Below are 21,847 nucleotides of genomic sequence, written 5' to 3'. Positions count from 1 at the left end.
GGCGGGCTACCCCGTGGCCGCTCCCGCCTGTGGTACTGGTTCCGGGAAAAGCCACTGCGCTCCCGTCCCGAAAGCTGAGGCGGACAGGAATCTGAGCGCGTACTCGCCCGGACTCACGGAACTCGCCATCGAGGTCGTCTCACCCGGCGGTGTGCAGCGGGACTACAACGACAAGGTGGAGTTCCACGCGAGCGCAGGCGTGCCCATCTACATGATCTTCGATCCCTACGAAGGCGTCTGCGCGACGATGTGGACGCCGGAGTCGGGCACCTACCGTGACAGGCGCATCGACGACTACGGCTCGACGATCACGGCTCCGGCGCCGCTGAGTGACGTGAAGATCGAGACCGCGCAGCTTCCCGTGGACAGCGCGGATCACCCGTAGGTGGACAGCTCCTCGGTCTCCAGGCGGATGTCCTTGAGCGGTTCGGGCAGGACCACGGTGTCGCCGAACTTCATACGGTGGACATTCTGGTACTTGCCGTCACGCGGGTCCGCGTAGAGCACGATGGTGCCGTCACGCGGATCGACCAGGACGTAGATGGCGATCTCCCAGTCGGCATAGGCCGAGGGCTTGGCGTCGGTGCCGGTCGTGCTGCTGCCCCGCGACACCACCTCCAGCGCGAGCTCGGCGCAGTCGGCGGGCACCAGCCACCCGGCGGCGGACTTGGCCACATCGGCGGGAAGGACGACCAGGTCGGGAATCGCGTAGTCCTCGTCCTCGCTCTCCTCCTTACTCACCCCCACGGAGGTCACGCTCTGTGGAGACTTGTCCGCGGGCAGCTGCTGCAGCAACTGGTGCATGAACCGGGTGACGATCCAGTTGTGCAAGGGGACTGGGGTGCGGGACACGATGAGGTTTCCTCCGAGAATCTCCACGCGACAGCCATCGGGGAGTACCTCGGCGACACGTTCGGCGACCACCCGCATGGACTCGTCCCGCGGCGGGGTCTCCGGGCCGCTCGGCGGCGCCTCGACTTCAGCCTCTGGCCCAGCCCCGGCCGCCGAGCGCGTGTCCGGCTCCGACAGGGTGGCGGAAATAGGTGCTCCTTCCCGCGACCAGCTCATCGTAGGAGCCAGCCCCTTTCGGTGTCCGGAGAATGCGCGATCCCGCCGTGGGGTCAGCCTAGCCACGCCGCCCCCCGCCGACCAGGACCCCGCCACCGGGGCCGCGCGCGGCCTCAGGCCGTCGGCAAGGCGGCGGCCTCATCGCGGCCCCGGCAGGCCAGCGCATCGGCGCGGTCGTTGCCGGCATCGCCGCTGTGCCCCTTGACCCACCGCCAGTCGACGTCGTAGCGGGCGGCGGCGGCATCCAGGCGCCTCCACAGGTCGGCGTTCTTCACCGGCTTCTTCTCGGCGGTCCGCCAGCCCCGCGCCTTCCACCCGTGGATCCAGGCGGTGATGCCGTTGCGCACATAGGTGCTGTCGGTGTGCAGACGCACGGGCACGGGCCGCTTCAGGCTCTCCAGCGCCATGATGGCCGCCATCAGCTCCATCCGGTTGTTGGTGGTCGCCGCCTCGCCGCCGTACAGCTCCTTCTCGTGCGCCCCGTAGCGCAGCACCGCACCCCAGCCGCCCGGCCCCGGGTTGCCGCTGCACGCGCCGTCGGTGTGGATCTCCACGGCGCACGCTCCCGGCGCCGTCCCCCCGCTGGTGTCCATGTCCCGCAACCTACCGCCGCGGGCACGCGCCCGCACTGTGGCCGACCCGACGCACCGCGACCGGCCCCCTACCAGGGCCGCGCGCCCTCTCGCGACGGGAAGAATGGCGGAATAGTCTCCCGATCATCCGACCACCCACCGAAGCGAGGCGGCGCACCGCATGTCCACCCCGATCCCCAAGGCCGAGCTGCACGTCCACATCGAGGGAACCCTCGAACCGGAGCTGGCCTTCGCACTGGCCGACCGCAACGGGGTGCGGCTGGACTACGCCTCGGTGGACGAGCTGCGCGCCGCCTACTCCTTCACCGACCTGCAGTCCTTCCTCGACCTGTACTACGCGCTGATGGCGGTGCTGCGCACCGAGCGCGACTTCACCGACCTGGCCGAGGCCTACCTGGCCCGCGCCGCCGCCCAGGGCGTGCGCCACGCCGAGATCTTCTTCGACCCCCAGGCGCACGCGGTGCGCGGCGTCGGAATGGACACCGTGGTGCGCGGCCTGTCGGCCGCACTGGACGCGGCCGAGGAGCGCCACGGGGTCTCCACACGGCTGATCATGTGCTTCCTGCGGGACCGCCCCGCCGAGGAGGCCCTGGCCACCCTGGAGGAGGCGCGCCCCTACCTCGGTGGCGCGGTCAGCGGGGTCGGGCTGGACTCCGCCGAGATGGGCCACCCCCCGGAGAAGTTCCGGGAGGTGTTCGCGCGGGCGCGCGAGGCCGGGCTGCACCTGGTCGCCCACGCCGGCGAGGAGGGCCCGCCCGCCTACGTATGGCAGGCCCTGGACGTCCTGGGCGTGCAGCGCGTGGACCACGGGGTGCGCTGCCTGGAGGACGAGGCCCTGGTCGAGCGGCTGCGCCGGGAGCGCACCCCGCTGACGGTCTGCCCGTTCTCCAACGTGCGGCTGCGCGTGGTGGACCGCCTGGAGGACCACCCGCTGCCCCGGATGCTGCAGGCGGGGCTGGTGGTCACCGTCAACTCCGACGACCCCGCCTACTTCGGCGGCTATGCCGAGGACAACATGCGCGGGCTGCGCACGGCCCTGGGACTCAGCGACGCCGACGTGCGCACCCTGGCCCGCAACTCCGTCACCGCCTCCTTCATCGACGCCGAACGGCGCACCGCCCTGCTCGCCGAAGTGGACGCCCACCGGTTCACCGACTGACCGCGCCCCTCCCCCGGGGCCCGCGGCACATCCCGCAGGCTCCAGGGGAGGGCGAGAGCGCAATCACACCCCCGACCGGACGGATCCGGAAAGAAACCCGGCGCCCGGCGGTGTTGGCGGTAGTGTCCCCGGCCCGGCCGCGCCCCGACCACAGGCGCCCCCGGGCCCGCCCCCGCCCCCTTCCCCCCGCTGACCTCGTACGTCCAGCGACCGCTGAGGAGCCGTCGTGCCCATCGCCCTGCTCGCCCTCGCCATCGGCGCCTTCGGCATCGGAACCACCGAGTTCGTCGCCATGGGAATCCTGCCCGACGTCGCGGCCGACTTCGGGGTGTCGATCCCCACCGCCGGGTACATGATCTCCGGGTACGCCATCGGCGTGGTCATCGGCGCCCCGCTGCTGACCGCGCTCGGCGCCCGCGTCGACCGCAAGAACCTGCTCATCGCCCTGATGGTGGTCTTCACCCTCGGCAACATCGCCTCCGCGCTCGCCCCCACCTTCGAAACCCTGCTCACCGCCCGGTTCCTCACCGCCCTGCCGCACGGCACCTTCTTCGGGGTCGGCTCGGTCGTGGCCGCCGCACTGGTACCGGTCACCAAGCGCGCCCAGGCCTTCGCCCTGATGATCGCCGGGCTGACCGTCGCCAACATCGTCGGCGTACCGCTGGCCACCCTGGCCTCCCACGAACTGGGCTGGCGCAGCACCTACTGGATGATCGCCGCCGTGGGCGTGCTGACCCTCCTGCTGCTCATCCGCCTGGTCCCCGCCCAGCGCCCGCAGCCCGGCGCCTCGGCCCGCTCCGAGCTCAGCGCCCTGGCCCGCCTGCAGGTGTGGATGACGCTGGCGGTGGGCGCCGTGGGCTTCGGCGGCATGTTCGCCGCCTACAGCTACATCGCCCCCATGATGACCGAGGTGTCGGGCTTCGGCGCCCCGGCCGTGGCGATCGTGCTGGCCGTCTACGGCCTGGGCATGACCGCCGGCAACCTGGCCGGCGGCCGCGCCGCCGACCGCGCGCTGCTGCCCACCATGTACGCCGCCCTCGTGGGCATGGCCGCGGCGCTGCTGCTCCTCTACGCCCTGGCCCCGTTCAAGGCCGCGGCGGTGGTGATGGTGTTCGTCGTCGGCTTCACCGGCAGCGCCCTGGTGCCCTCCCTGCAGATGCGCCTGATGGACGCAGCCCAGGGCGCCCCCTCGCTGGCGGCCGCCCTGAACCACTCCGCGCTCAACATCGCCAACGCGGCCGGGGCCTGGCTGGGCGGGCTGGTCATCGCCGCCGGCTACGGCTACACCGCCCCCAACCTGCTGGGCGCCGGCCTGGCCGTGGCCGGCCTCCTGGTCGCCCTGGCCTCCGGCCTGCTGGACCGCCGCGCCCTGAAGTCCGCGCCCGCCGCCCCGGGCGCAGGCTCCGGCGCCCCGCGAAGCGCGGAGCGGTCCGCCCCCTCCGCCCACGGGTGACGCCGGCCGGTTTCCGCCTTTTCACCCTTGCCCTCCTCGACACCCGCCGGGCACCGCGAGAGGGTGAGCACCGAGGCATGACGTCGAGGCGGAAGGCGATGCGATGAGCGCGGCGGACGCGGGCCTGGTCGAGCTGGTTCCGGACGTGCACGCCTGGGTGCAGCCGGACGGGTCCTGGTGGATCAACAACGCGGGCGTCGTCTGCGGAACCGAGGGCGGCGGCGCTCTGATCATCGACACCTGCTGCACGGCCGAGCGCACCCGGCGCTTCCTGTCCGCCGCACGGCGCGCCGCCGGGCAGGCGCCGCTGCGCTTCGCCCTCAACACCCACCTGCACGGCGACCACACCTACGGCAACTACCTGCTGCCGCAGGACACGGTGCTCATCGCCCACGAGGCGACCCGCGCGGGCATGATCGCCGACCCGTTCATCGACGCCTGCCCGCCCGTGTGGCGCCCCGCCCCCGACTGGTCCGGGGCGCGCCTGCGCACCCCGGACCTGACCATGACCGGCGCGCTGACCCTGCACCTGGGCGGGCGCCGCGTCGAGCTGCACCACCCGGGGTACACGGCCCACACCTCCGGCGACGTCGTCGCCTGGCTGCCCGCCGAACGCGTCCTGTTCACCGGCGACCTGGTGTTCCACCGGGTCACCCCGCTGCTGCTGATGGGCTCGCTGGAAGGGGCGCTGCGCTCGGTGGAGTGGCTGGCCGGCTTCGAGGCCGACCACATCGTCCCGGGCCACGGGGGCCTGGTGGGGGGCGGGGCCTTCCGCACGGTGCTGGCCGCCCACGACCGCTACTACCGGTTCATCACGGAGACGGCGGCCTGGGGCCGCGAGGAGGGGCTGGGCCCCCTGGAGGCGGCCAACGCCGTCGAGCTGGGCGAGTTCGCCCAGTGGCAGGACCCCGAGCGGCTGGTGCTCAACCTGCACCGCGCCTATGCGGAGGCGCAGCGCGGCGACGTCGACCTGATGGCCGCGTTCGCCGACGCCATCACCTACAACGGCGGCCCGCTGCACTGCGCGGTGTGACCGTGCGCCGGGGCGGGCTCACCTGCGCCGCTGGCCCACGGCGGTCAGGTCGATGTCGACCGGGGAGGGAACCGAGGTCGTCAGCCGGTCGCGGTGGATGCCCGCGAGCCCCAAGGTGGACGTCGCGGGGTCGAGCTCATCGAGGTAGGCGACGGCCCGCCGGCCGTCCGGCTCGATCCGCCGGTAGTGCTGGATGCCCGCCTTGGCGTACGTCATCGGCTTGGTCTCGCGGTCGCGCACCTGCGACTCCGCGGACACCGCTTCGACCACGAGCAGGACGCCATCGGCGGCATAGGAGGTCGACGGCTCCTCGCGGTCGTATGCCTGCGTGGAGACGTTGACGACGTCCGGCTCCGGGACCTGCCGCTGCCCAGCCGCACCGCCATCTCCCGGTCCGCTCGCAGGTGGTCCGGGGCCTGCCGATCCAGCTCCTGGCAGAACAGGCCGATCACCCGGCTGCGCCACTTCTGCTCGGGGACGCGCTCGACGGATTCGGGAAGCGGCTCGGCAGTCATGGCCTCAGCGTATACACGCCTGGACGGATCCGCAGGGAGTCCTGGCGCTCTTCCCGGCCCCGCCGGCGGGGCCGCCCGCACGCAGCCGGGCCGTACCGTGCGCACGGTTGCGTGCGGCCGGGGCGGGGTAGAAGGCAGTGGGTCGGCGCCTGCCGCGGTGTCCGCGGGGCTGGTCGGCCCTCGGTGCCGGAGCGTCGCGCGCGCCGGACCTGCCCCTCGGGCGATTGGACGTGCGGCTCTCCCTAGAGAGACAGCCACTGGCGCCACCCGGCTTGGCAGGGGCGGCGCAACTGGCCTTTTGAATGCAGAAATTGGCCTGACTCGGCGTGTTGCACTTCGGATATCCAGGACAAGACGGAACGGCCAGTGGGCCGGGAGTCCGGCCGCCCTCCGCATCGGCCACCGCAGGCCTTGCCCCGGCGCCGCGCGAACCGTAGCGTCACGCCATGCGGCCCCAGAGCAGTCCCCACCCACGCAGGCCCCAGTCGATCATCGAGGAGGCCCGGCGGGCCCAGATCGTCGACGCCGCGATCACGACCGTGGCCAGGGTCGGCTACGCGCAGGCGTCACTGGCCCGCATCGCGCACAGCGCCGGGATCAGCAAGAGCGTCATCTCCTACTACTTCGACGGCAAGGACGACCTGCTCGACCAGGTCGTCGGCGAGATCTCCACCGGGATGTGGGCGTTCATCGCGCCCCGGCTGGCCGCCGAGGCCGGTGCCCGCGCCCGGCTGGGCGCCTACATCAGGGCGACCCTGGACTACATGCGCGCGCACCGGATGCGCTCCATCGCGGTGATGACCATCGTCGGCAGCCACCGCCGGGAGGACGGCACGCTGCGCTTCGCCTCCCTGGGCGCCGACGACGCGATCACCCGGGAACTGGTGGAGATCCTGCGCCAGGGCCAGCGCGACGGCGAGTTCCGCGACTTCGACCCGCAGGTGGTGGCGGCCACCGTCAACCGGGCGCTGACCGGCGCCCTGGCCACGTGGGTGCTGCACCCCGAAGCCGACATGGGGGCCTACGGCGTCGAACTGGTCGAGCTGTTCGAACTGGCCACCGGCCGGTAGGCGCCGGGGCGCGGTGTCCCCGCCGCCCAGGGGGCGCCCGCCGCAGGTCAGGACGAGGGCGCCTCGGTGAGCTCGGCGGCCCTGGCCTCGCGTCGGGCGAAGACGTCGTTGGCCATCTCGCTCATCTGCTTGAGGACCTTCTTGCGGGCGCGTGCGGCCAGGCGGTCGATGTAGAGGCGGCCCAGGGTGTGGTCGGTCTCGTGCTGCAGGCAGCGGGCGAAGTAGCCCGTGCCCTCCAGCACCACCGGGCGGCCGTCCTTGTCGAAGCCGCGGACCACGGCGTGCTCGGCGCGGGCGAGCTCGGCGTGCGGGCCGGGCACCGACAGGCACCCCTCGTTCTCCACCACCAGCGGGGTCCGGTCGGGGTCGCGCTCGTCGAGCACCGGGTTGATGACGTGGCCCACATGGCGCACGCCCTCGTCGTCGGGGCAGTCGTAGACGAAGACCCGCAGGTCCCGGCCGACCTGGTTGCCGGCCAGCCCCACGCCCTCGGCGGCGTACATCGTCAGGAACATGTCGTCGATCAGCTGCGACAGCTCCGGCGTGCCGAACTGCGCCGGGTCGACGTCCTTGTTGCGCCGGTGCAGCACGTCCTCGCCGACGACGGTGACCCGCAGGACCGTGCCCCGGGCGGCCTCGGGCGCCATGTCGGGGAAGGTGTCGACCGGTTCGCCTTGCACGCGCACCCGCGTGTCGATGGACTGCTCGGACATGCCTGATCTGCTCTTTTCCGGTCCCGGACGGTTCTCGGCGCGCCCCCGCGGCAGCGCGACCTTCGCAAAATAGCACGAAAGTGCCTACCGGGCCGGTCATGTGCGGTCCCGCGGCACCCACCGCCCCCGCCCGGTACCCCCATTCTCCCCGCCCCGGGGCACGACCCGGAACAGCCCGGGGGCGCCTCGGCGCCCGCCCCGGGCCCGGGGCTCAGCGCGCCACGGCCACCGCCTCGACCTCCACGAGCTGGTCGTCATAGCCCAGCACGGCCACCCCGAGCAGCGTGCTGGGGGCGTCGTGGTCCCCGAAGTGGCCCCGCACCACCTCCCAGGCGGCCACCAGGTCCTCCTGCCGGCCAGAGGCCACATACACGGTGGACTTGACGACGTCGGTGAGGTCGGCGCCGGCGCCCCGCAGGGCGGTGCGCAGGTTGCGCATCACCTGGTGGGCCTGGGCGGCGTAGTCGCCCGCACCCACCGTGGCGCCCTCGGCGTCCAGGGGGCAGGCGCCCGCGGTGAAGATGGTGCGCGGCGGGGCGGTCACGGCGGCGGCACAGGCGTAGTCGACGGTGTCGGTGAGATCGTCGTTGCGGATGAGTTCGATGCGGTCGTTCACCCGGCGCATGCTAGGCGGCGGCGGTGCGCGGGGGCCAGGGGTTTTCTTCCGCCACCCACAGCGGCTAGCGGTGCCATCCGTTGCCCTGGGTCAGGCACCGCACCAGGTAGTCGCGCAGCGACACCGCGGCCAGCCGCCGCCGGTCGGTCTCGTGGTCCCACACCACGATGCCGGGCCCGTAATCGGTGTGCACGTAGGCGAACTGGGGGCCCATGTCGCTGTCCCCGAAGAAGATCATCTCGTCGAAGGGGGCGTAGAGCTCCAGGTAGTCGGGTTCGGCGCGCATGGCGAGGTTGTCCTCGACCAGCCGATCCACCGGCCACACGATCGCATCGCCGTAGGCGTTGTGCACCCCGTCGCACTCGCGCAGCAGGGAACCCAGCTCGAAGGGCATCGGCAGCACCAGCGCCTTCTCCACCTCGGCCAGCATCGCCTCGTCGGCCGGTCCGGGCAAATCCGCCTCGGGATACAAGTCCACGATCAGTTCACGCCACACATAGGGAATCATCACAGGTCGTGGCAAGGCACGGGAAACCGGCGGCGGCGAGTCGGGCGAATCGGCCCGCGAATTCACCACATGCGCACGTGTGGGCGCTATGCCCCGACCAGCACCCCCGACCACCGGGCCAACCCCCCTCAATCATCGGTGAAACTCCAGGTCAAAACCTGTTTCACCGGCAGCACGGGCACGCCTGGGGGCGCCACAGTCGCAGATGTAGACCCGCGCCCGGCCCGCCTCCGCGCACAGCCGGACCCACACCGACCCGGAAGGCCAACCGCCATGTCCATCACCGGCGACCACCCGACCCACACCGACCACCCGCACACCCACGGCGAGGGGTGCGGGCACGTGGCCGTCCCCCACGACGGCCACACCGACTACGCCCACGACGGCCACCTGCACCGACCCCACGGCGACCACACCGACGAGTGCGAACCGGCGGCACACCGCGCCCACGAGGCCCACACCCACGAGCACGGGCACGGGTGCGGGCACGTGGCCGTCCCCCACGGCGACCACACCGACTACGCCCACGACGGCCACCGCCACGCCCGGCACGACGGCCACTGGGACTGCCACTGACACCGCCCCCGGGCACCGGGGCAGCGGCGGCCGGCCGAAAAAGATCCGGCGGCGCGGAATATCACCACGGCACCCCCTGTTGGAGGGGGTGCGGGTCGGTGCGGTCTAAGTGTCCCCCGGGCTCCAACCATTGCCTTCGCGGAATACCGCGCCCGGTTCCCACCCCGGTGGGCGGGCGGTCGTCGGAGCCGCGTTGTGCCCTACGCCGTGAGGCGACCGCCGCACCGGCCCCACCACGCAGCAGCGACGGGCCCCGCCGAACCCGGCGGGGCCCGTCGGCGTTCCCGGCGCCGCCCCACCGCCCCCGGACCTGACCGCGGGCCCCACCCGACGGTGCCCGCCGCACCCCATCGCGTCCCATCACGACCGCGGGAGCGGAGGCGGAGCCGGGAACACCGCCCGGCCACCGACGACACCGCCCGGCCCCCGGGTACGCGAACGGGAACCCTGGAATACCGGGTCGGCGGCTCCGGACCGACCCGCCCCGGTCCGACGCTCCCGTCCCCCTCCACACCCGGCGTGCGGGCCGATGCCCGCCGCAGCCTCAGGGCGCGGCGGCCGGGCCCGCACCCGCCCCGCCGGCAGCACCCCCGGCGCCGCCGGCGAGCACCCGTCCACCCCCGCCCCCGCGGCGGTGCCCGTTCCCGCAGGTCAGCCCGGACCGGCCCCGCCCCCATCCCCGACACCCGCCCGCCCGATCCCCCAACACCCCCATTGACCTGCTAAAAACCACTTCACCCCGTCTTACGGCAGAACCGCCCGGACACGCCGCGTTCCCTCCCGGACGCCCCCACCTGCGGCTTAATGGGGGGACACATCCCCCTCCCAACAACCGCACGCGCCGCCGGGAAGGGACCCTGAAATGCCCGTCATTCCGACCGCCCGCCCCGCACTGACCCGACTGTCCACCAGCATCGCCACCGCCGCCACACTCGCCCTGGGCACCGTCGCCGCAGAACCGGCCGCCGCCCCCTCCTACCCCGGCCCCACCGTCAGCCGCTACGTGCCCCTCACCGGCGCCGCAGCCGACACCACCGCCGCCCGCGCCGCCGGGTGCGACGAAGGCCGGTCGGGCCGCAGCGGCGTGCGCATCCTCTTCGTCGGCACCCAGGAGCCCGGCGCCCGCCTGCGCCCACCCGGCACCACCCGCGCCACCACCGCCGCGCGCGTAGCCGAGACCCGCGCCATCGACGCCGCCGCGGCCTGGGCCCAGGGCTTCACCTCCTGCCGCACCGCCTCCGCCACCGCCACCCTCGCCCTGGGCGTCAACAACAAGGACGACGCCGGCCTCGGCGGCGCCGACGCAGGCCGCTCCTGGGCCCGCGTCGTCAACTCCGCGGCGGCCTCGGCCGGCACCCCGGCCGTCACCGTCGTCGGCGCCGTGGACGCCGAACCCTCCTGGTCCTCGCCGTCCTGGGCACGCGCCTGGGTGCGCGCGTTCACCCAGGCGGCCGACCGCACCCTCTACACCGGCAACTCCGCCGACGGCTGCCCCACCTCCGGCACATCGGTGCGCTGCAACAACGGCTGGACGCTGGCCGACGTGCACTACGTGGCCAGCGGCGCCTCACCCACCATGCGGGCGATCCCGCAGATCTACCGCACCGACGGCATCCAGGCCCGCCAGTGGGCCCGCATCAGCGCCTGGGGGGCGAGCAGCGGGCACGGCCAGGTCCGCTTCGCCGGCGCCCTGTCCCAGCACACCGCCTGCCGGCAGCGCGGCGGGTGCACCCGCACCGACAACACCCCCCACGCGGCCTGGACCCAGCTGCGCGACGCCCTCAACGCCGACCCCGCCACGCGCGTGTCCTCGCTCCCCAACGCCACCGACATGCGCTGGCCCTGACCCCCGCGCACCCCCCCGGGGCGCGTCACAGGGCGAAGGCGGCGGTGGCGGCCCGGTGGTCGCTGCCGGGCACCGCCGCCACGCCCGCGCCCACCGGTTCCAGGCCCCGCGCCAGGACGTGGTCCAGCCGCACCACCGGTGCCGCCGACGGCCAGGTGAACCCCAGCCCGCCGCCGGCCGCCTCGCGGGCGTCGGTGAAGCCGGCGAATGCGCCCATACGCCGGTCGGTCGCGGCGGTGTTGAGGTCGCCCAGGACGACGACGCGCGCCGCCCGCTCCGCGGTGGCGGCCCGGGCCAGGCGCTCCAGCGAGGCGTTGCGCCGCGCGGTCGCCCCGGGCCGGAAGGACGCCAGGTGAGCGGTGTAGACCACGACCGGCCCCCGGGGCGTGGCGATCTGCACACGCAGCGCCCGCGTCCAGCCCATGCCCACGTCGACAGGGGTGCTGGAGGTGACCGGGAACCGGCTCCACACCCCCACCGTCCCGGCCCCGGCCCACTGGCCCAGCCCGGTGGCGCACGGCGCGGCCGACCCGGTCACCTCCTGGGCGGCGATGACGTCGGCACCGCCCTCGGCCAGCTGCCGCAGGGCGGCGCACGCATCGGGGTTGCCCGCCCGCAGGTTGACCGAGGCCACCCGGAGGTCGGGGGGCGCGGACGCCCCGGCCGCGGGCAGGTAGGCGGGGCCGAACACCCCCGCCCAGGTGAGCGCGGCGGCCAGGGCGGTACAGGTGGCGGCCGGCGAGCGCACCGCCACGGCCAGGGCGCCCAGCACCGCGATGGGCGCGCCCGACCAGGGCAGGCCGGTGTCCAGGTAGGTGCCCAGCGGCTCGGGGACCGCCCGGTGGCCGAGCAGCACCGCGGCCGCCGCCAGCGCCGCCGCCCCCAGGGCGGCCGCGACCCGGCGGCGCCGCGGCGCGGCGCGCCGCCTGCCGCGGCGGCGTGCGCGCGCCCGCGCGGGCGCATCGGGTGCTGCGGGGCCGGTGGTGGTGTCCATGGGCCCAGGGTGGAGCGCCTGGCTGAGAGGACGGTGAGAACGCCCCGCACGGTGCGGGGTCGGCCCCGCCCGAGGTAGGGCATGGCGGTGGCCGTCAGGGTGACGAAGGGGATGTTGGCGTCCAGGGGCAGCGCGGCCATCTGCGCGACGGTGGCGGCGGCGTGCGCGGCGTCGAAGACGGGCTCGGGGGCGCGGGTGCCGTCGGCCTGCAGGGTGCCCGCCGCGATACCCGATGTCGATCTGGCCGCAGGCGATGCCGTAGCGGCGCCCGTCCAGGCCCAGCGCCTTGGTCAGCCCGGTCACCGCGTGCTTGGTGGCGGTGTAGGCGACCGCGTGGGGGCGCGGCACCTGCGCGGCGACCGACCCGTTGTCGATGATGCGCCCGCCCTGGGGGTCCTGCTCCCTCATCAGGGCGAAGGCCTCGCGTGCGCACCAGAACGCACCGGAGAGGTTGACGTCCACCGCCTGGCGCCACACCGCGTCGCCGACCTCGTGGACGGGCGCGGGCTCCGGCATCGCCCCGGCGTTGCCGAACAGCACATCACACCGCCCGTAGGCGTCCTTGACCTGCGCGAACAGGCAGCGCACCGCCTCAGGGCCGGCGACGTCGACACTCACCGCCAAGGTGGCGGCCCGCGGCCCCGCGGCCCGGGCGGTCTCCTCCAGCCGCGCCCGGCGGCGCCCGGCGGCGCCCGGCCAGCACGACGGCGTAGCCGTCGGCGGCCAGGCGCAGCGCGACCGCGCGGCCGATGCCGCTGCCCGCGCCGGTGACCGCGGCCACGGGCCGCGGGGGCCGGGCCGACTGCGCGGCGTGGTGCTGGGCCATGGGTGCTCCCTGCGGGTCGGGGGTCGCCGACCGGCATCCTGGCGCGCCGCCCCCGCGCGGGGACGGCGCGTCACGACTTGCCGCTGCCCGCGGCCAGCCCCGCCACCAGGTGGCGCTGGACCAGCAGGAACACCACCGTGGCGGGCGCGGCGATGAGGACGGAGGCCGCACTGAGCATGCCCCACTCGGCCTTCTGCTGGCCGACGAACTGGCCCAGCCCCACCGCCAGGGTGGCGGTCGCGTCGGTGGTGAGGAACGCGGTGGCATAGGCCACCTCGCCCCAGGCGGTGATGAAGGCGTAGAACGCGACCACGGCCAGCCCGGGCCGGGCCAGCGGCAGCACCAGCCGCCAGAAGGTGCCCAGCGGGCTGAGCCCGTCCACCCGGCCCGCCTCGTCGATCTCCACGGGGATGGTGTCGAAGGTGCCGCGCAGCATCCACGCGGAGAACGGGACGGCGATGGTCAGGTAGGTGAGGGTGAGCCCCAGGTGGGTGTTGATCAGGCCCAGCCCGGACAGCACGTTGTACAGCGGCACGATGAGGATGGCCACCGGGAACATCTGGGTCACCAGCAGGGTCCACAGCAGCGGGCGCATGCCGGGGAACCGGAACCGGCTCAGCGCATACCCGGTGGTCGCGGCCAGCAGCAGCGCCAGGGCGGTGGTGCCGCCCGCCACGACGAGGGAGTTGGCGAACCAGGTCAGAAACGAGGTGGAGCCCAGCACCTGGACGTAGTTGGCCGGGGAGGGGTCGTGGAACAGCTCGATGCGGGTGCTCTGCCAGGCCCCGCGGGGCTTCAGGGAGGTCAGCACGATCCACACCACGGGCAGCACCGCCGCGCCCGAGGCGCACAGCAGCACGCCGTGCAGAGCCAGCGACGCCGCACGCGGGCGCGTCCGAGGCCCGGCACGCCGCCGGCGGCCGCGCACCGCAGGGGTGGTCGTGTGCTCCGCGCTCACCATGCGCCGCCTCCGCGCCGAAAGGCCCGCTGGTAGACCAGGGCCATGGCCGCCAGCAGGACGAGGATGAGCATCCCGTAGGCGGCCGAACCGCCGTAGTCGCGGATGCCCGAGAACGCCATCCGGTAGGCGTAGGTCACCAGCAGCTCGGTGCTGTCCCCCGGCCCGCCGCCGGTGACCAGGTAGATCACCGGGAACTGGTTGAAGGTCCAGATGGTGCCCAGCAGCACCACCGGCGCGCTGACGGGCCGCAGCCCCGGCAGGGTGATGTGCACGAACCGCTGCCAGGCCGAGGCGCCGTCCACCCGCGCCGCCTCGTAGTGCTCGCGGGGGATGGACTGCAGGCCGCCCAGCAGCGCCAGCATCATGAACGGCACCCCCATCCACACGTTAACGACGATGACGGCGACCTTGGCCGTGAACGGGTCGTTGAGCCACGGCACCGCCGGCAGCCCCACCGCACCCAGGGCGGCGTTGAACACCCCGTAGTCCTGGTTGAACAGGAACCGCCAGGTGAACGCGGTGACGAACGGCGGCACCGCCCAGGGCAGCACCATCGCCACCCGGTAGGCGGCCCGGCCCCGCACCGGCCGCTGCAGCAGCAGCGCCAGCCCCAGGCCCAGCCCGTAGTGGCAGGCCACACACACCACCGTCCACACCACCGTCCAGGCCAGCCGCGGCCAGAACTCGCCGACCTCCCCGGAGAGGATCGCCAGGTAGTTCCCGGCGCCCACGACGTCGTAGGCCGCGGGGATCTCGTCGGCGCCCACCGTGCGCCCCACGGTGGCCTCGGTGGCATCGGTCAGCGACAGGTACAGCCCGCGGGCGAACGGGACGCCGATGAGCACCGCGGTGACCGCGGCCACCGGCGCCACCAGCAGCCAGGCGTAGAAGTGGCGGGAGGCCGCGCGGCGCAGCCGGCCCGCGGCCGCCCGCGCACCGCCGCCGCCCCGGCCGGGGCGCAGGCGCGGCGGCGCGCCGGGGGCGGGGGAAAGGGTGGTCGCCATCGCCGGGCTCAGTCCCACCCCAGGGCGGCCCGGTAGTCGGCGGCCACGCCGTCCAGCGCCTCCTGGGCGGTGGCCGACCCCGACACCGCCGCCGGCAGCTGCTTGGTGAAGGGCTCGAACAGCGTGCCGCCCTCGGGGATCCACACCCCCGGCCGGGCCGTCTCCACCACCGGGGCGAAGTCGCGCACCGTGGGGTGGGAGGCGACCTCCTCGCGCTCGTAGACCGAGGCGCGGGTCGGCAGCAGCCCCAGCTCCTCGCTCAACGCGGCCTGGGTGTCGGCCGAGGCCATGAACCGGATGAACGCGTGGGCGGCCTCCGCCTCCCCCGACCCCGCATAGACCGCGTAGTCGTGGCCGCCGGTGGGGCTCCCCTGCCCGCCGGGCCCGGCGGGCACCGGCGCGACCCCGAGGTTGGCCGGGTCCTCGGCGAAGGCGGAGCCGGCGCGCAGGTCGCCCATGGCCCAGGGGCCGTTGAAGATCATCGCCACATCGCCCTCCTTGAAGGCGGTCTGCATGGTGGCGTAGGTGTCGGTGAGGGCGGGGCGCGCCGCGGCCCCCGATTCGATGAGGTCGAGGACCTCCTCCAGTGCGGCCACCCCGGCCCCGTCGTTGACGGTGATCCGCTGCGCCTCGGTGTCGAGCAGGTCGCCGCCGTGGGCGTAGTAGTGCGGCAGCAGGAAGAACCCGTCGGCGGCGTTCAGGTACAGCCCGTCGGCGTCCGTCCTCTCGCCCACGTCCAGCGCCGCCCGCTTGAGGTCGGCCATGGTCGCCGGCGGCTCGGTGTGCCCGGCCTCGGCCAGCAGCTCGGTGTTGTACAGCAGCCCCAGGGCATCGGTGACCTGGGGGACCGCATAGGTCGCGCCCTCGTACCGGGTGCTGGAATAGGGCGTGGGAAGGAAGTCGTCGGGATCCTCCAGGGCGGGGGTGCCGTCCAGCGGGGCCAGGTAGCCCAGCGCGGCCAGCTCGGCGACCCAGCCCACGTCGGCGCGCAGCACGTCGGGGGCGCCGTCCCCGGACTGGGCGGCGGTCTTGAAGGTGTCCTGCGCGTCGGCGAACGGCACGTTCTCGTAGTGGACGGTGTAGTCGGGGTGGGCGGCGTTGAACTCGTCGATGAGCCGCCGCACCGCGGGGGCTTCGGTGGTGGCGTCCGAGGTGTCCCAGAACGTGATCTCGCCGGTGGCCTCGGGGGCCGGGGCGCCGGTGCCGCAGGCGGGCAGGGCCAGTGCCAGGCCGAGGGCCGCCGCGGCGATGGGGGCCAGCCGCATGGGGGGTCTCCTTGGGGTGCGCGTGGGGGGCTCGCCGCCGCCGTGTCCCCCGCGGCGGAACGATTGCGCAGAACTTAGCAAGAAATTTCAGAAACTGAAACCCTCTTGCAAACCCCCGGTCGCCCCACCCCACCCCCCACCAGCACCGAAACCACCCCACCGGCCACAACCCAAAACCAAACCGTTACCGCCACCCACCCCCTCTGACCCGCCGCAAAGGGGAGCTGACACCCCTGCACGCCCCACCCCCCTCCGCCACAATGAAGGCAGAACACCCACCACCCCCCACACCGCCCACACCCAGGAAGGACCCCACATGGCCGGCATCGACTACCAGCGCGCCAGCCGCACCAACCTGCTGGCCTGGTCACTGCTGTTCGTCGCCCACGCCGCCACCGGGCTCCTCCTCCTCACCCTCTACGCCCTGGCCACCGTCCTCTCCCTCCTCTGGGTCGGCCTCCCCCTCATCGTCCTGCTCACCCCCCTCATCCGCGGCCACGCCGACACCCACCGCACCATGCTCGGCCACTTCCTCCCCGACGGACCCATCCCCACCCCCTACCACCCACTCCCCCCCACCGGCATCTCCCACCGCGCCGGCGCCATCCTCACCGACCCCACCACCTGGCGCGACCTCACCTGGCTCCTCGTCAACGGCCTCTTCGGCGCCGTCATCGCCGCCCTGCCCGCCATGCTCATCGCCCAAGCCGCCCACCTCACCCTCTACAGCACCCTCCTCTGGCGCGACGACCCCACCTACTACGGCCTCATCCCCCCCACCGACCAGACCGGCGCCCTCATCACCCTCCTGCCCGCCCTCCTCCTCATCCTCGTCTACTGGGTCATCACCCCCATCAGCGTCACCGGCTACGCCCACCTCAACCGCTGGCTCCTCGCCCCCAACGAAAAAACCCGCCTCGCCGAACGCGTCGCCCACCTCGCCACCTCACGCGCCGAAACCATCGACGCCCAAGCCTCCGAAGTCCGCCGCATCGAACGCGACCTCCACGACGGCGCCCAAGCCCGCCTCGTCGCCCTCGGCATGAGCCTCGGCATGGCCGAACAAATGCTCGCCCGCGACCCCCACACCGCCCAACAACTCCTCACCGAAGCCCGCGACGCCACCCGCCAAGCCCTCACCGAACTCCGCGACCTCGTCCGCGGCATCCACCCCCCCGTCCTCGTCGAACGCGGACTCGACGGCGCCGTCCGCGCCCTCGCCGTCACCCAGCACCTGCCCATCGACGTCGACATCGACCTCCCCGGCCGCCTCGCCGCCCCCGTCGAATCCGCCGCCTACTTCGCCATCGCCGAAATCCTCACCAACGCCGCCAAACACGCCGACGCCACCCGCGCCTGGGTCCGCATCAACCACGGCGGCGACCGCCTCGTCCTCCTCGTCGGCGACGACGGCAAAGGCGGCGCCGACCTCACCAAAGGCACCGGCCTCCAAGGCATCAGGCGCAGGCTCGGAGCATTCGATGGCACGATAAGCATTGTCAGCCCGGCAGGCGGGCCGACAATCGTCACAATGGAGCTCCCGTGCGTGTTGTCATCGCCGAAGACCTCGCCCTCCTCCGCGATGGACTGATCCGGCTGCTACAAGCCCACGACTTCGAGGTCGTCGCCGCCGTCGACAACGGACCCGACCTCCTCAAAGCCCTCCTGGAGCACCGCCCCGACGTCGGCGTCGTCGACGTCCGCCTGCCCCCCACCTTCACCGACGAAGGACTCCAGGCCGCCATCGAAGCCAGACGCCAGGTCCCCGGCCTCCCCATCCTCGTGCTCTCCCAGCACGTCGAACAGCTCTACGCCCGAGAACTCCTCTCCGACGACGGAGGAGCCGTCGGCTACATGCTCAAAGACCGCGTCTTCGACATCGGCCAATTCATCGACGCCATCCGCCGCGTCGCCGCCGGCGGAACCGCCATGGACCCCGCCGTCATCTCCCAACTCCTCGCCAAACACAGCGAAGCCGGCCCCCTCGCCGCCCTCACCCCCCGCGAACGCGAAGTCCTCGGAGAAATGGCCGAAGGCCGCTCCAACTCCGCCATCGCCCAACGCCTCTTCATCACCGAAAAAGCCGTCAGCAAACACATCAACAACATCTTCACCAAACTCGACCTCCCCCCCTCCACCGACGACAGCCGCCGCGTCCTCGCCGTCCTCGCCTACCTCAACAACGCCTGACCCCCCACACACGAAAGGGGCGGACGCACACCCGCGCCCGCCCCACAGCCCCGCACCGGCACCGGACCGCCGACGCGCTACCGCCACACCACCCTCAGCCCGCCTCCGGACTCCGGTACAACCCGTCGATCTCCTCGGCGAACGCCCGCAACACCGCATCACGCCGCAACTCACCCGACGCCAGAACCAACCCGCTCTGCGGCGTGAACTCCTCCGCCAACACGTGGAACGCCCGCACCGCCAACCCCGGCGGCACCGTCCCGTTGGCCTCATGCACGATCGCCTGGATCTCCTTCAACAGATCCGGATCCGCCGCGATCTCCTCCGGCGCCATCGACAACGGCCGGTTGTTCACCAACCGCCAATACTCCAACTGATCCCGCACCAACGTGATCAGCGCACTCACATACGGCCGCCCCCGCCCGATCAGCATCACCTGGCTGACCAGCGGATGCGCCCGCAACCGCTGCTCCAACGCCACCACCTGGTCCGCCGGCGCCACCCCCGCACCACCAGCGGCCACAACCGGAACAGCACCCGACGGCACCGGCTCCCCGCGCTCCCCCACCCGCGACGACACCACCGCACCACCGGACCGCCCACCGGACACCGCACCCGCCGCCCCCGGCGACACCACCCCACCGCCACGCGGCGCCCACGGCCGCGGCAACGGAGGCGCCAACGGCTCCTCCAACGTCGCCTGCGCCCGCAACCGACCCGTCACCCGCACATACCCCTCCGCATCCATCTCACCGACGAACCCCGTCGCCAACCACCCATCCCGAAACGCCGCACGACTCGCCGCCTCATCACCCCAATACCCCCCGAACACACCCTCACCGCGCACATGCAACTCCCCCTCACGCGACAACCGCACCTCCACACCCGGCAACGGCCGCCCCTGCGCCCCCGCACGCCGCTCACCCGGAGCATTCACCACGAACGCCCCAGCCGACTCCGCAACCCCGAACGCCTGAAACACCGGCATCCCCGCACCGCTGTAAAACCGGTCCAACCGCTCACCCAGCGGCCACCCACCACACACCACCACCCGCACCCGCCCACCCAACGCCTCCCGAATCCGCGCATACATCCAGTCGTACATCGCCATCGACACCCGCTTCCAGGCACCCCGACGCTCCGCACGATCGAAATCCACCGCCAGATCCGTCGCCGCGTCATACGCGTTCAGACTGTCCCAACTCGTCTCCCGCGCACGCCCCCGCTCAACCGCATGCACCTCCTCCAACAACCGCGGCGTACACACCACCACACTGGGCCGGAACTCCCGCACCGCACCCAACCACCCCGACCCCAACGGCAGCAGACCCACCCGCACCCGGCCCACCAAACACGCCACCACAGCCGCAAGACCATGCACATCCGACGGAGGAAGCTGCAACAACGCCGCAGCACGCCCCTCCTCCACCTCCGCCAACGCCGGCCCCAACCGCCGCACCACACCCTCAGCAGCCGCCAACACATTCCCATGCGTCAACACCACACCACGGGCCCGCACCACACGCCCCACCGGATACGCCACCACCGCCGCATCCTCCCGACGCGACTCCTCCCGCCGGAACCGCACCGCCGTCGGATCCATATACGCACCCGGACGCGCGATCGCCTCCAAACCCCCCTCATCCAACCGCCACGTCCGCGCCAGCTCCGTCAACTCCGCCGAAATCCCCGCAACCGTCCCCGCATGCCGCCCGTCCTCCAACACCACAGCCGCCGGACCGCAATCCCGCAACACGTGCCGCACCCGCTCCGCCGACGCCGACGACGGAACCGGCACCACCACCGCCCGCACCACCCACGCCGCGAACACCACCAGCGCCCACTCATACCGGGCACCGCACACCACCACGATCCGATCCCCGGCACCCACACCCGCCGCGATCAGACCCTTCGCCAGCGACGTCACCTCACTGAGGAACTCACCCGCCGACACATGCTCCCAACCGCCCTCCGCACCCCGACGCGCGAACACCCGCGCCCGCGCCTCCGTATTGGCACGCTGATAAGCGATATCCCCCAGCACATCGAAGCGCGGGCCCTGCGCCACCCCATCCGAGCGCGACTGCCGCATGACGGCTACTCCTCCACCCACAGGCACAGCCACCCGGCCGCCGCCCTATCTGCCAACGTCGAAAAACCGACGAACGTCGAACGTCTCCTGAACGAGCCCTACTGTGCACGGTCCGCACACCCGACGGCAACTCCCCCCACACCCCCCGGACCTGCACCACCACACCCAACCCCCACACCACGGCCCCACGACACCACCCCCGCGATACTTGAGCCACCGCCCCCGCCCCGGCACACTGACCCCCCATGACCCCCACAGCGAAACTCGCCACACTCCTCACCGCACTCACCATCGCCGCCACCCCCGCCGCCCTCACCACACCCGCCCACGCCCACACCCCACCCCCCGCACCGGCCACAACCGGCCACCACATCGACCCCCGCCCCAGCACCGCCGAACTCACCCACCGCCTCCACCAACTCCACGACCACAGCAACGGCCGCATCCGCATCACCGAAATCGGCCGCACCAACCAGAACCGCCCCATCTACCACGCCACCGTCGGCACCGGCCCCCGCCGCCTCCTCTACATCACCCAGCAACACGGCAACGAACCCCTCGGCACCCCCGCCGCCCTCGAATTCCTCCGCCACACCGGCCTCGGCACCACCCCCTGGCACCACTGGCTCCGCTCCCGCATCACCGTCGACATCATCGTCCGCGCCAACCCCGACGGCCACGAGAACAACTCCCGCTACAACCACGACCCCCACGCCGACCCCGAACACGGACGAAAAGGCAAAGGCTACGACCCCAACCGCTACCACCACCCCAACCTCCACCCCGACCACAACCCCGTCCCCGAAGCCGCCGCCATCCAACGCACCTACGCCGCCACCACCCCCGACCTCGTCGTCGACTACCACATGCAAGGCCGCTACACCGACCACCACGGACGCGAAATCACCGCCTCCGTCATGTGGCCCACCCACCCCGACGTCACCACCCCCGCCACCGACCTCTCCCGCCAAGCCACCGTCGCCGCCGCCCACGCCATCACCACCCACCACCCCGCCAACAACGTCAGCACCTACCCCGGCGGCGACTACCCCGGCATCGCCCGCAACGCCTACGGCCTCCACGGCAGCGGCAGCATCCTCATCGAACTCAGCAACATCGGCCCCCACGCCGAACAACGCCAAATCCGCTCCGCACTCGCCGCCATGACCGCCATCGCCCAACGCACCGCCGACACCTCCCTCACCCGAATCGACCCCGCCCGCGCCGACCGCATCCCCCCACGCGGCGCCCCCATCCCCACCCACGAACGCACCCCCACCCCCGACCACACCGACACCCTCGACTAACCCCCGACACACGAAAGCGGCCCGCCGACCCCCACACCCGGGACCCGCGGGCCGCCAC

General features: G+C 73.0%; 22 protein-coding genes. 10 read left to right on the top strand and 12 right to left on the bottom strand.

Going from position 1 to position 21,847, the window contains the following annotated elements; all coding sequences use genetic code 11:
* The first annotated feature begins 13 nt into the window (after positions 1-13).
* The gene (locus HNR23_RS08400; RefSeq protein WP_184074853.1) at positions 14-385 is read left to right on the top strand and encodes a Uma2 family endonuclease; all 372 of its coding nucleotides are present in this window, start codon (positions 14-16) and stop codon (positions 383-385) included.
* Here the strand turns inward: HNR23_RS08400 and HNR23_RS08395 are convergent.
* Both HNR23_RS08395 and rnhA read right to left on the bottom strand, forming a co-directional pair.
* A complete protein-coding gene (locus tag HNR23_RS08395; protein WP_246422026.1) occupies positions 376-930 on the bottom strand; it encodes a Uma2 family endonuclease in 555 nt (184 codons plus the stop codon). The genes HNR23_RS08400 and HNR23_RS08395 overlap by 10 nt on opposite strands.
* Positions 931-1,181: 251 nt before the next feature.
* The gene (gene rnhA, locus HNR23_RS08390) at positions 1,182-1,661 is read right to left on the bottom strand and encodes a ribonuclease HI (RefSeq protein ID WP_184074851.1); all 480 of its coding nucleotides are present in this window, start codon (positions 1,659-1,661) and stop codon (positions 1,182-1,184) included.
* Positions 1,662-1,821: 160 nt separating this feature from the next.
* On the opposite strand from rnhA, the gene HNR23_RS08385 reads away from it, so the two are divergent.
* From HNR23_RS08385 to HNR23_RS08375, 3 genes are all read left to right on the top strand, one after another.
* Positions 1,822-2,820 carry an adenosine deaminase gene (locus HNR23_RS08385; RefSeq protein ID WP_184074850.1) on the top strand — a complete coding sequence of 333 codons (999 nt, stop codon included), beginning with the start codon at positions 1,822-1,824 and terminating at the stop codon, positions 2,818-2,820.
* Between the two features lie 226 nt (positions 2,821-3,046).
* A complete protein-coding gene (locus HNR23_RS08380; protein ID WP_184074849.1) occupies positions 3,047-4,273 on the top strand; it encodes an MFS transporter in 1,227 nt (408 codons plus the stop codon).
* A gap of 103 nt (positions 4,274-4,376) precedes the next feature.
* A complete protein-coding gene (locus HNR23_RS08375) occupies positions 4,377-5,306 on the top strand; it encodes an MBL fold metallo-hydrolase (RefSeq protein WP_184074848.1) in 930 nt (309 codons plus the stop codon).
* Positions 5,307-5,324: 18 nt separating this feature from the next.
* Here HNR23_RS08375 and HNR23_RS08370 read toward each other — a convergent pair whose 3' ends face one another.
* A complete protein-coding gene (locus tag HNR23_RS08370; protein WP_343070481.1) occupies positions 5,325-5,771 on the bottom strand; it encodes a Uma2 family endonuclease in 447 nt (148 codons plus the stop codon).
* 496 nt (positions 5,772-6,267) lie between these two features.
* On the opposite strand from HNR23_RS08370, the gene HNR23_RS08365 reads away from it, so the two are divergent.
* Positions 6,268-6,891 carry a TetR/AcrR family transcriptional regulator gene (locus tag HNR23_RS08365; protein ID WP_184074847.1) on the top strand — a complete coding sequence of 208 codons (624 nt, stop codon included), beginning with the start codon at positions 6,268-6,270 and terminating at the stop codon, positions 6,889-6,891.
* 47 nt (positions 6,892-6,938) lie between these two features.
* Here HNR23_RS08365 and def read toward each other — a convergent pair whose 3' ends face one another.
* The 3 genes from def to HNR23_RS08350 form a co-directional block, all read right to left on the bottom strand.
* Positions 6,939-7,604, bottom strand: a complete 666-nt coding sequence (gene def, locus HNR23_RS08360) for a peptide deformylase (RefSeq protein ID WP_184074846.1) — start codon at positions 7,602-7,604, stop codon at positions 6,939-6,941.
* 211 nt (positions 7,605-7,815) lie between these two features.
* On the bottom strand, positions 7,816-8,229 hold the full coding sequence (locus HNR23_RS08355) for a RidA family protein (protein WP_184074845.1): 414 nt from the start codon (positions 8,227-8,229) through the stop codon (positions 7,816-7,818).
* Positions 8,230-8,284: 55 nt separating this feature from the next.
* Positions 8,285-8,728, bottom strand: a complete 444-nt coding sequence (locus HNR23_RS08350) for an SMI1/KNR4 family protein (protein ID WP_184080089.1) — start codon at positions 8,726-8,728, stop codon at positions 8,285-8,287.
* Between the two features lie 273 nt (positions 8,729-9,001).
* On the opposite strand from HNR23_RS08350, the gene HNR23_RS08345 reads away from it, so the two are divergent.
* Together HNR23_RS08345 and HNR23_RS08340 are read left to right on the top strand one after the other, a co-directional pair.
* Complete coding sequence (locus tag HNR23_RS08345) at positions 9,002-9,304, top strand: hypothetical protein (protein ID WP_184074844.1); 303 nt, start codon at positions 9,002-9,004, stop codon at positions 9,302-9,304.
* An 862-nt stretch (positions 9,305-10,166) separates the two neighbouring features.
* On the top strand, positions 10,167-11,150 hold the full coding sequence (locus HNR23_RS08340; protein WP_184074843.1) for a hypothetical protein: 984 nt from the start codon (positions 10,167-10,169) through the stop codon (positions 11,148-11,150).
* A gap of 25 nt (positions 11,151-11,175) precedes the next feature.
* Here the strand turns inward: HNR23_RS08340 and HNR23_RS27430 are convergent, their stop codons facing one another.
* The 5 genes from HNR23_RS27430 to HNR23_RS08315 all read right to left on the bottom strand — a co-directional run bounded on the left by HNR23_RS27430 (position 11,176) and on the right by HNR23_RS08315 (position 16,200).
* Positions 11,176-12,768, bottom strand: coding sequence for an SDR family NAD(P)-dependent oxidoreductase (locus HNR23_RS27430; protein WP_343070480.1), 1,593 nt, complete (start codon positions 12,766-12,768; stop codon positions 11,176-11,178).
* Entirely contained in the window at positions 12,737-12,970 is a 234-nt protein-coding gene (locus HNR23_RS27425; protein WP_343070479.1) for an SDR family NAD(P)-dependent oxidoreductase, read from the bottom strand. Before HNR23_RS27425 ends, HNR23_RS27430 begins: the two co-directional genes overlap by 32 nt.
* A gap of 70 nt (positions 12,971-13,040) precedes the next feature.
* On the bottom strand, positions 13,041-13,931 hold the full coding sequence (locus HNR23_RS08325; protein ID WP_184074841.1) for a sugar ABC transporter permease: 891 nt from the start codon (positions 13,929-13,931) through the stop codon (positions 13,041-13,043).
* Positions 13,925-14,935 carry a carbohydrate ABC transporter permease gene (locus HNR23_RS08320; RefSeq protein ID WP_184074840.1) on the bottom strand — a complete coding sequence of 337 codons (1,011 nt, stop codon included), beginning with the start codon at positions 14,933-14,935 and terminating at the stop codon, positions 13,925-13,927. Before HNR23_RS08320 ends, HNR23_RS08325 begins: the two co-directional genes overlap by 7 nt.
* Before the next feature lie 8 nt (positions 14,936-14,943).
* Positions 14,944-16,200 (bottom strand): extracellular solute-binding protein, encoded by a 1,257-nt coding sequence (locus tag HNR23_RS08315; RefSeq protein ID WP_184074839.1) that lies wholly within the window; start codon positions 16,198-16,200, stop codon positions 14,944-14,946.
* Positions 16,201-16,516: 316 nt separating this feature from the next.
* Here HNR23_RS08315 and HNR23_RS08310 point away from each other — a divergent pair, with 316 nt between their 5' ends.
* Together HNR23_RS08310 and HNR23_RS08305 are read left to right on the top strand one after the other, a co-directional pair.
* Positions 16,517-17,791 carry a sensor histidine kinase gene (locus HNR23_RS08310; protein ID WP_184074838.1) on the top strand — a complete coding sequence of 425 codons (1,275 nt, stop codon included), beginning with the start codon at positions 16,517-16,519 and terminating at the stop codon, positions 17,789-17,791.
* Complete coding sequence (locus HNR23_RS08305; protein ID WP_184074837.1) at positions 17,743-18,390, top strand: LuxR C-terminal-related transcriptional regulator; 648 nt, start codon at positions 17,743-17,745, stop codon at positions 18,388-18,390. The genes HNR23_RS08310 and HNR23_RS08305 overlap by 49 nt, the downstream gene beginning before the upstream one ends.
* A gap of 94 nt (positions 18,391-18,484) precedes the next feature.
* Here HNR23_RS08305 and HNR23_RS08300 read toward each other — a convergent pair whose 3' ends face one another.
* Positions 18,485-20,482 carry an AMP-dependent synthetase/ligase gene (locus tag HNR23_RS08300; protein WP_184074836.1) on the bottom strand — a complete coding sequence of 666 codons (1,998 nt, stop codon included), beginning with the start codon at positions 20,480-20,482 and terminating at the stop codon, positions 18,485-18,487.
* A 245-nt stretch (positions 20,483-20,727) separates the two neighbouring features.
* Here HNR23_RS08300 and HNR23_RS08295 point away from each other — a divergent pair, with 245 nt between their 5' ends.
* Complete coding sequence (locus HNR23_RS08295; RefSeq protein WP_184074835.1) at positions 20,728-21,789, top strand: M14 family zinc carboxypeptidase; 1,062 nt, start codon at positions 20,728-20,730, stop codon at positions 21,787-21,789.
* Positions 21,790-21,847: the final 58 nt, after the last annotated feature.

Source organism: Nocardiopsis mwathae, from assembly GCF_014201195.1.
Taxonomy (GTDB): Bacteria; Actinomycetota; Actinomycetes; order Streptosporangiales; family Streptosporangiaceae; genus Nocardiopsis_C; species Nocardiopsis_C mwathae.
The sequence above is the reverse complement of the archived record's forward strand: the minus strand, read 5'-3'. Positions and strand labels throughout refer to the sequence as shown.